At 75.2% G+C, this 1,815-nt stretch carries 2 protein-coding genes; one reads left to right on the top strand and one right to left on the bottom strand.

Going from position 1 to position 1,815, the window contains the following annotated elements; translation table 11 throughout:
- Positions 1-198: 198 nt before the first annotated feature.
- Positions 199-1,110, bottom strand: coding sequence for a cation diffusion facilitator family transporter (locus tag HGA02_RS18315; RefSeq protein WP_168680735.1), 912 nt, complete (start codon positions 1,108-1,110; stop codon positions 199-201).
- A gap of 175 nt (positions 1,111-1,285) precedes the next feature.
- Between HGA02_RS18315 and HGA02_RS18310 the strand changes: the two genes are divergently transcribed.
- The gene (locus HGA02_RS18310) at positions 1,286-1,573 is read left to right on the top strand and encodes a DUF4287 domain-containing protein (RefSeq protein WP_168680733.1); all 288 of its coding nucleotides are present in this window, start codon (positions 1,286-1,288) and stop codon (positions 1,571-1,573) included.
- The last annotated feature ends 242 nt before the right edge of the window (positions 1,574-1,815 follow it).

Raw genomic sequence — 1,815 nt, 5'->3', positions numbered from 1 at the left:
CGCAGGCGTCGGGCGTGCCGGGCGGCGCGCGGATGGGGGGCGGCGGTGTGGCGCGTCGTGGGCACGGTCCGACCGTAGGAAGCCCGGCGGCGGCGCGGACGCGGTCGCGGGGCGGTGCGGTGGAGGGTCTGTGCAGATCAGCGCACAGATCGGGTCCCGCGCCCGGTTCGTGCCGGTGCCGGGGCGGGGCACGACGCGTCAGGCGTGGCTCGGGTGCTCGTGGCGGCGGTGCGACGCGGTCTCGACCTGGAACGTCGAGTGCTCGACGGACAGGTCGAAGTGACGCGCGACGCACTCCTGGAGCTCGTCGAGGATGCGGCCCGCGTGCCCGTCGGAGAAGCACCCGTCGTCGACGACGACGTGCGCGCTGATGACGGGGAGCCCCGTGGCGATGAGCGACGCGTGCAGGTCGTGCACCTCGCGGACGTGCTCGACGCGCAGCAGGTGCGCGCGTACCTCGTCGAGATCGAGGCCCGGCGGGGTCGACTCGAGGAGCACGCTCGTCGTCTCCCGCAGCAGGCGCATCGCGCGGGGCAGGATGAGCGCGCCGATGACGAGCGCCGCGACCGCGTCGGCGCGGAGCCACCCGGTCGTCGCGATGACGACGGCGGCGATCACCACCGCGAGGGACCCGAGGGCGTCGTTCGCGACCTCGAGGAACGCGGCCCGCAGGTTGAGGTTGTCCGAGCGGCTCGACGCGAGCACGCCGAGCGCCACGAGGTTGCCGGCGAGGCCGATCAGGCCGAAGACGACGAGCGTGGTCGACGGGATCTCGGGCGGGTCGACGAGCCGCTGCACGGCCTCGACCAGCACGTACACGCCGACGACGAGCAGCACGGCCGACTGGGCGAGCGCCGCGAGGACCTCCGCGCGTCGGTAGCCCCACGTGCGGGTCGGCGACGGCGGTCGCAGCGACAGGTGCGCGGCGACCAGCGCGAGCGCGAGCCCGCCCGTGTCGGTCAGGACGTGCGCGGTGTCGACGAGCAGCGCGAGGCTCCCCGTGACCGCCGCACCGACCGCCTGGGCGAGCAGGATCGCGACCGAGATGCCGAACGCGACCGCCAGCCGCCCGCGGTGGTCCGCGGTGCCGTGCGCGTGGTCGTGCCCCATGCCCCTCCGTCCGGTCGTCGACGCCGTGCCCCGGGGACGGGTCACGTCGAGACGACGAGCCTTCCCTCTGTCGGTGGTCCCCGCAAGGATCGTCCACGAGCGGCACGCGTGACGTGGTCCCTGACCTGCGGCGCGACCGTCGGGACCTGTCCGTCGCGCACCACCGGAGAAGCACATGTCGTTCCAGGCGTACCTCGACGCCGTCGAGGAGAAGACCGGCCTCACGCCCCGCCAGCTGCTCGACCAGGCGACGGCCCGCGGGTACGGGCCGGGCACCAAGGCGGGGGAGATCCTCGCGTGGCTCGCCGACGACCACGGCCTCGGCCGCGGGCACGGCATGGCGATGGTGCACGTCATCACGAAGGGTCCGTCGATCAGCCAGAAGCACGTCGGGACGTCGGGCACGCACCGCGACGACTCCGACACGCTGTGGCTCGACGGCAAGGCGACGCGCCCGTCCTGAGGACCGGGCGCCGACGGGCGGACGCTCCGACGTCGCCCGACGGGCGCTCCGGCGCCCGGCCGGGAGCGCGATCAGGACGTGAGGCCGTCGACCAGCGCGTCCCACGACGGCCCGACCAGGGCCGCGAGCCGCTCGTACCCCGCCGCCCCGGGGTGCGCACCGTCACCGGCGGAGACCTCGGCGCGCCACACCGGGTCGTCCAGCAGCGGGCCGACGGTCGGCACGTACGGGGCGCCGAGCGC

The organism is Cellulomonas septica (assembly GCF_012396155.1).
Lineage (GTDB): Bacteria > Actinomycetota > Actinomycetes > Actinomycetales > Cellulomonadaceae > Cellulomonas > Cellulomonas septica.
The sequence above is the reverse complement of the archived record's forward strand: the minus strand, read 5'-3'. Positions and strand labels throughout refer to the sequence as shown.